This window comes from Streptomyces otsuchiensis (assembly GCF_004305975.1).
GTDB classification, from domain to species: Bacteria; Actinomycetota; Actinomycetes; order Streptomycetales; family Streptomycetaceae; genus Streptomyces; species Streptomyces otsuchiensis.
In genome coordinates this window covers 1-6,672 of sequence record NZ_BHZI01000295.1, presented here as the reverse complement: position 1 = coordinate 6,672, position 6,672 = coordinate 1, and the positions used below count along the sequence as shown (strand labels likewise).

Genomic DNA, 6,672 nt, shown 5'->3' with positions numbered 1-6,672 from the left:
GCCCGCACCCCCATCTCCCGAGGAGCCGCCCGTGCACGTCACCGACGCCCTGACCGCCGAGCCTCCCGGGGCCGTCGTCCGCGATCTGCGGACCCGCACCCTGGACCTGCGGCTGGTCTCCACCTCCGCCGGGTCCGACGCCCTGGTGACGGAGACGTTCTGGCCACCGGGAATGCTGGGCGTGAGCGCCGCCGACGGTCACCCTCACCCCGACCTCACCGTCACCGACCTCGTCCGTGAGCCCGCGGACATCGCGGCGCTCCTCGACGACGCCGCGGCCACCGGCACGGCGGGCTCCTTCGAGCTGACCCGCGGCTACCACCAGGCCCGCCACGACGGCGGCTCCTGGACGGTGTTCACCCTCCGCGACGTCAACGTCGACGAAGTCGCCGCGCTCGTCCGAACGGAGGGCCGCGTCACCCTGGTCCGTCCCCCGACGGACCTCGGCGACCGCTGGCTCACCCGGGTCGTCCGGGACATCGCCACCCGCGTCGCCAAGGCGGAGGGCTCCCTGGTGCTGCACTCCTCGGCGTTCGTCCACGACGACGGCGCCCACCTGGTCATCGGCGACTCGGGCGCGGGCAAATCCACCACGGCCGTCGCCCTGGCCCGCCTCCTGCCCGGCGGCGGCTGGATGGGCAACGACCGCATCCACCTCGACCGCGCCGCCGACGACTACACGGTGACCGCCTGCCCGCTCCCGCTGGCCATCAACAAGGGCTCGCTGGACGTCATGGGAATCGCCGACTTCGCGGACTGGCCGGTCCGTGCGGGCTTCCCCCCGCCCGGGTCCGACTGGGACCAGCTGCACGGCGAGGACAAGCTCAAGCTCAGTTCGCGGGAGGTGCACCGCCACCTCGGCGTCCCGGTCGTGCCGCGGGCCGCGCTCGCCGGCGTGATCCTGCCCCGGATCGACCTCACGGCCTCCTACCGGTCCGAACCGGCCGACCCCGCGCACACCGCCGAGGTGGTCCGGCGCAACTGCTTCTCCCTGGAGGACAACCTCTACGGCGAGGACTGGCTGGGCGTCCCCGTGCGCAGCCGCTCCGAGCCACCGTCCGTCGACGACTTCCTCGCCCACCTGGCCAAGCTGCCGGTACTGCGATGCACGCTGAGCGGCGCCGACGACGTCACGCGCCTCGCCGGGGACTTCCGGGCGGCCGCCCGCAGATGAACCGCCGGGCGCGGCACGCGAGGGCCGCCGCGCCCCGCGCTCAGCGGCCTTCGCGTGCCGCGCCCGGCTCCCGTGCCACCGCCGCCACCAGCGCGGTGTTCTCCGCGAACCTGGACCAGAACCGACCGACCCACTCCAGGTACCACGGGGCCAGCTCGGCCCCGCGCCGTACCAGCAGCTCCACGTGCTCGGCGCGCGGCACGAACCACAGCGCGCCCAGCCGCGCGAGCTCCGGCGCCAGCACGCGGGGCACCCCGGCCCGCTCCTCCAGCCGATGCAGGAAGTCGCGTACCGCCGCCGGGTCCAGGACGAAGTCGCCGCGGCCCCGACGGCAGGTCAGCCACAGGGCTTTGGCGGCGTCGGCCGGACGGCGTGAGAGACCGGCCTCGTCCCAGTCGATGACGGTCAGCCGTCCGCGCTCGTGCGTGATGAGGTTCCGGCCGTGGAGATCCCCGTGGTGCACCGCCGGGGTACCCGTACGGGTCAGCCGCGTCGCCGCGGCGCGCGCCTGCGGCAGATGGGCGTCGACGGCTTCCGCGAGCGCCCCCGCCGCGCCCGTCAGATGCGGCGCCAGCCGCTCCCGTTCCCGCTCGGGCTCCTCCAGCCAGGGCGTGGCGTAGTCCCCGATCAGCTCCTTGTCGGCGTCGGTGCCCTCGCCGGCCCTCGCCAGGGCGGCCAGGACGTCCAGCAGCGCGGGCAGCTGGCCGCGCGCGTCCTCCGACGCGGTACCCGGCGCGTACGGGCGCACCACGACCAGCGAGTCGTGGCCGCCGCCGCTGACCACGGCCAGGTCCAGGAGCGGCGGATACCAGGGCTCGCCGCGCAGCAGCGTGTCGACATGGCGGATCCGGCGGGCCTCGACCGCACGGGAGCGCTCCGGGCAGTGGACCTTCACCGCGTACCGCGCGCCCGCCTCGCTGAGGCGGTACGAGGCGTTGAGCCCCCGTCCCGGCAGCTCCTCGGCGGCGCCGGCCGCGATCCGGGCCGCGAACCGTGCGGCGTCGGGCGCCGCGCCCCCGCTCACCGTGTGCCCGGGGCGTCCGGCGGCGTCTCCAGCCACGCGGTGACCGCCGCGACCAGGTCGTCCAGCGGCCGGGAGCTGTCCAGGCGCAGCACCGGGCAGTGCAGCGTCGCGAGCCAGCGCTCGTCCTTCGTCTGCCGACCCGGGGCGTCGCCGTCCTCGTAGCCGCGGGCCCACTCCATGAACTCGTGGTGCGCGGCGCTGTGGCTGCCGCCCTCCGCGATGGCCTCGCCGTAGCGGACGACCTCCCGCTCCAGCAGCCGCCGCATCCGGGTGGCGCCGTCGATCGTCAGGAACACCACCGCGTCCACCTCGGCGATGACGGGGTCGCCCCAGCCACGCAGAGTCCCGGAGAGCACCCACGCCGGTCTCGGCGTGAACAGCGCCCGCATCAGCGCGAGCCGGTCCCCGACCGGTCGCTTGTGCTCGTACGGCGGGGTGGACGGCAGCCACAGGTAGTCGTCCACATCGGCGTGCGGTACCGCCCATCCGGTCGCCAGGGCACGCCCCAGGGTGGTGCTTCCCGCTCCGCTCGGCCCGGTGACCAACAGCCGGTGTCCGCCCATGCGACGGTTCACTCTCCCCACGTCAGGATGGTCAACCCACCTTACCCACCGGCGGATCCGCCCGGCGGGCGGACGATGAGACTACGCTCGCACGCATGCCGACTGCTCTGGTGACCGGCGTCTCCCGAGGTCTGGGAGCGCATCTGTGCTCTGCTCTGAAGTCCGCCGGCCACCGCGTGCTGGGCGTGGGCCTGGCCGCCGAGCCCGGCCACGACGCGCTGGACGACTACCGCGTCGTGGACCTGCGGTCCCCGTGGCCCGAAGGGCTGTTCGCCGGCCGGGACGTCGACATCCTGGTCAACAACGCCGGCGTCTACCTCGACGACCCGAGGCGCGGCTACGGCGACCTGTTCGCCCTGTCGGCGGACGATCTGCGCGACACCTACGAGATCAACCTGTTCGCCACCGCGCGGCTGGTGCGGGAGTACGTCCCACCCATGCTCGCCCGAGGGTCGGGCCGGGTCGTCTGCGTCTCCTCGGGCATGGGGCGCCTGCAGGACACCGACGGCGCCTCCTTCGCCTACCGGTCGTCCAAGCTGGCCGTGAACTCCCTGGTGCTGTCGGTGGCCAGGCACTTCACCGGCGGCGCCGGCGACCTCGCCGCCTTCGCCTACTGCCCGGGATGGATTCGCACCGACATGGGCACCGGTGACGCGCCGCACGCCCCCGGGCCCGCCGCGGAGGACCTGGTCCGGCTGCTCGGCCTGCCCGCCGCCGACGCCAACGGGCGGTTCTTCCGGGGGCTCTCGGAACTCGGCTGGGACACCCGCGGGCCGTGGGTGGACACGCCACCGGGCACAGCCGGGCGGGGCACGGCCGGACCGGGTACCGCCCACGGCCGCCGCTGACCGGGCCCGCACACCGGCGTTCCGCCCTACGGAATCCTCCCGGACAGACACCGCGCGGCCTTGCCATGATCGGCCGAGCGGTTCCGGACTCCGCGCGGCGCACACAGCGCCGTCGCGAACGGGGCCGCGGCGACCGCTCGACGCGGCGTGAACCGGCCTGCGGCCCGCAGGCCCGCCTGAACCCGGAGGTGACCCGGTATGCGACCGGCCGAACCGGTGGGCCAGTACACCGTCCACTCCCGATTCGCGACAACCGGCCTGACCTGCCCGCCGTCCGTCGCCGCCGAGATCGACCGGCTGGCGCGCCCCTACCTGGCAGTCGATCCGGGCCCGCCCGGGCCGGGGCACTGGCAGCTGAGCGCCGGGGTGACGCCGTCGCCCGGGGCGGTGCCCGAGCCGGTCACCGCGCTCGGCGAGCCCACCGTCGAGTACGCGGTCGACCACGCGGCACGCCGGCTGTTCCACCTGGCACCGGACGGCGCGGCCTGGGCCTGCCAGTCCCTGCTCCGCGCCACCCGCGCCGTCCACCGATCCGCCGCCGCACGCGACGGCATGCTCTTCCTCCACGCCGGACTGGTCGAGCTGAACGGCCTGGGCGTCGCCCTCGTGGGCGGGAGCCGCGCGGGCAAGACCTCCTTCGTGATGGCGGCCGTGCTCGACGGGCAGGGCGTCATGGTGTGCAACGACGACGTGAGCCTGTCCGCCGACGCGACGGGGAGCGGCGCGATCGGCGCCGGCTGGCCGCGGTCGGTGTCGGTACGCCTGGACACCCTTGACCTGCTGTTCGGGGCGGAGCGCTCACAGGCCCTCCAGGACCGCCTGACCCATCCGGCCAACGCCACCCTGCCCAGCCTGCGGGCCTCCGGGGTGGAGCGGCACGGGACCGCGCTGATCTACCCGTGGGAGTACGCCGAACTGCTGCGGACGAAGGTCGGACAGTCCGCACGGGTGGACGCGCTGGTGCACCTGAGCCTCGCCGACGCCCCCGAGGAGGCCGAACTGGCCACCGTCCCCGCCCACCGGCGGCCGGCGCTGCTCGACCGGCACGTCCTGGCGACGCCCAACAAGCACCTCAACATCTTCGGGCACGAGCCGGACCCGGACACCCTGCGACGCACCCGCGACGCGCTGACGGCCCTGCCGACCTTCCGCTTCCGGTACGTCTTCCGTGACGTCCGCCGCGAGGTCGACCGGCTGGCCGCACACCTGCGCGCCCGGATCCCGGCGGCGTGAGGACCGCGGCACACCCCCGCGCCGCGACGGGGCGGGGACCGGCCGTCGCGGCGGAGCCGGCGGGCCCGTCACAGGCCGAGCCGCACCGGCCGCCCGGGGGGACCGTCGGCGAGCAGCCGGGCCAGCGGCGTCCAGAGATCACGCGGCGAGAAGAGGTCCGGGCCGGTGTACCCGGCGATGTCGTCGGGACGCCACCACCGCGTGCCGTGGACGTTCTCCTCGGCCAGCGCCACCTCACCCAGGGCACCCGCCGGGGTGAACGCGGCGGTGCGCACCAGGTAGTAGTCGTTGACGACGCCGTCGTAGCCCGTCGCGATCCGGGGGTCGACGACCTCCTGGTGCCACACGTGCGGCGGATCGTCCGTCAGGGCGAGTCCCACCTCCTCGTGCAGCTCGCGCCGCAGCGCCGCCAGGTGTGTCTCGCCCGCCGCGACACCACCGCCGGGCGCCGCCCACAGGACGAACGGCCGGCCGGTGCGGTCCGTCAGCAGGAAGCGGCACAGCAGCAGCCGCTCCGCCTCGTCGAGGACCAGCGCGCGCACCGCCCGGCGCAGCCGTGGCGGGGGTGTCGGGGACGGCGGGGACGACGGGGAAGGCGAGGACGGTGACGTTTCCGGAGTCATCGGGTCACGCTACCGGCCCGTGACGCGACCACCCGACAGATCCTGCGGATCCACCGACTGAGAGGGGCAGAGCGGACGTGCTCTCCTTCCGATCCCACATCGCCGCGGTCACCGGCACGGACGACTTCGACGAACAGGAGGTGCTCGCCCACATCCACCTGGCGCCGGACGACATCCTGCTGCTGTCCGGGTCCCTCGTGGACGGCTCCGGCACACCCTCCTCCGACTTCGACTTCTGCGTCCTGGCCCGTGAGAAGGACGAGCGCTTCCACCGCGCCACCTTCCCGCGCGGCCGGCACATGCGCTACTACACCAGCGGTGACCGGGTGAAGGCGAGCTTCGACTACCTGCCCGGCAGCCTGCTGGGGGTGGACGTCGAGTACCGCACGGTGCACGAGGTCACCGACATGCTGGCGGCCCACGCCGACCTCTACGCCTACCTGCGCACCCGGGCGCGCAAGTCGTCCGCGTTCGCGACCTCGGCGGTCGACTTCCGGCTGCTGTCCCGCCTCACCTATGCCGTGCCGCTGACCGGCCGGGCCGCCTACGAGGAGATCGCCGGCCTGGTCAGACCCGCCGAGGTCGCCTACACGGCGTTCCGGACCGCGGTGGGCAGTTACCCCGACTTCCGTGACCTGGCGGGGATGTGGGCACAACAGGACTACGAGTCCGCCCTGATCGCCGCCCGCAAACTCGGCACCGACACCTTCCGGGGCCTGACCCATGTCCACGGCGGCACCAACCGGAACCCCAAGTACCTGGCCCGCTTCCTGACCCGGCTGCCACCGTCGCTGGCCCCGGTCACCGACCGGTTCCGGCAGCTGAACGCCTACGGCGTCGCGGGCCCCGGCGCTGCTCCCGGCGCGGTCCTGGAGTGGCTGGACCTCATCGACCTGGCCTTCGCCGAGATCCGCCGCGTCCGTGACGACACCGAGGCGTTCGTGAGCCGGGGGGACTTCCTCGACCTGCTCAAGGGCGAGCTGCACCAGACGATGAGCTGGAACGCCGAGATCTCCAACGAGTACAGCTTCCGCGCCCGGGAGGCCGAGGACGGTCTGCCCCCGCTGCGCGAGCTGCTGGCCGCGATGACGCGGCGCGAGGCGGCCACGCACAACCTGCCCCTGCGGGACTGGGCGGAGGGTCGCGCCGCGCCGTCGGGCGAGGACGGCAAGTCCGCCTGACGCGTCCGTCCGCCCCCCCCGCCCAC

7 protein-coding genes are annotated in these 6,672 nt (G+C 74.4%); 4 read left to right on the top strand and 3 right to left on the bottom strand.

Going from position 1 to position 6,672, the window contains the following annotated elements; all coding sequences use genetic code 11:
* Nucleotides 1–1,174 (top strand): P-loop NTPase family protein (locus E0D90_RS21925; RefSeq protein WP_498072968.1); only part of this gene is annotated, 1,174 nt, incomplete at its 5' end.
* Between the two features lie 40 nt (nucleotides 1,175–1,214).
* Here E0D90_RS21925 and E0D90_RS21920 read toward each other — a convergent pair.
* Nucleotides 1,215–2,234, bottom strand: coding sequence for a phosphotransferase (locus tag E0D90_RS21920; RefSeq protein ID WP_130799763.1), 1,020 nt, complete (start codon nucleotides 2,232–2,234; stop codon nucleotides 1,215–1,217).
* On the bottom strand, nucleotides 2,195–2,773 hold the full coding sequence (locus E0D90_RS21915) for a P-loop NTPase family protein (RefSeq protein ID WP_227870393.1): 579 nt from the start codon (nucleotides 2,771–2,773) through the stop codon (nucleotides 2,195–2,197). The genes E0D90_RS21920 and E0D90_RS21915 overlap by 40 nt, the downstream gene beginning before the upstream one ends.
* Before the next feature lie 83 nt (nucleotides 2,774–2,856).
* On the opposite strand from E0D90_RS21915, the gene E0D90_RS21910 reads away from it, so the two are divergent.
* Together E0D90_RS21910 and E0D90_RS21905 are read left to right on the top strand one after the other, a co-directional pair.
* Nucleotides 2,857–3,609, top strand: a complete 753-nt coding sequence (locus tag E0D90_RS21910; RefSeq protein ID WP_130799762.1) for an SDR family NAD(P)-dependent oxidoreductase — start codon at nucleotides 2,857–2,859, stop codon at nucleotides 3,607–3,609.
* A 198-nt stretch (nucleotides 3,610–3,807) separates the two neighbouring features.
* A complete protein-coding gene (locus tag E0D90_RS21905; RefSeq protein ID WP_130799761.1) occupies nucleotides 3,808–4,842 on the top strand; it encodes a hypothetical protein in 1,035 nt (344 codons plus the stop codon).
* 68 nt (nucleotides 4,843–4,910) lie between these two features.
* Here E0D90_RS21905 and E0D90_RS21900 read toward each other — a convergent pair whose 3' ends face one another.
* Complete coding sequence (locus tag E0D90_RS21900) at nucleotides 4,911–5,465, bottom strand: NUDIX domain-containing protein (RefSeq protein ID WP_130799760.1); 555 nt, start codon at nucleotides 5,463–5,465, stop codon at nucleotides 4,911–4,913.
* 77 nt (nucleotides 5,466–5,542) lie between these two features.
* Here E0D90_RS21900 and E0D90_RS21895 point away from each other — a divergent pair, with 77 nt between their 5' ends.
* Nucleotides 5,543–6,646, top strand: coding sequence for a hypothetical protein (locus tag E0D90_RS21895; protein WP_130799759.1), 1,104 nt, complete (start codon nucleotides 5,543–5,545; stop codon nucleotides 6,644–6,646).
* Nucleotides 6,647–6,672 lie beyond the last annotated feature (26 nt).

What these genes read in the sequence shown, in the direction of transcription:
- E0D90_RS21910 (WP_130799762.1), top strand. Translation starts at nt 2,857, where the DNA reads ATGCCGACTGCTCTGGTGACCGGCGTCTCCCGAGGTCTGGGAGCGCAT.
- E0D90_RS21905 (WP_130799761.1), top strand. Translation starts at nt 3,808, where the DNA reads ATGCGACCGGCCGAACCGGTGGGCCAGTACACCGTCCACTCCCGATTC.
- E0D90_RS21900 (WP_130799760.1), bottom strand. Translation starts at nt 5,465, where the DNA reads ATGACTCCGGAAACGTCACCGTCCTCGCCTTCCCCGTCGTCCCCGCCG.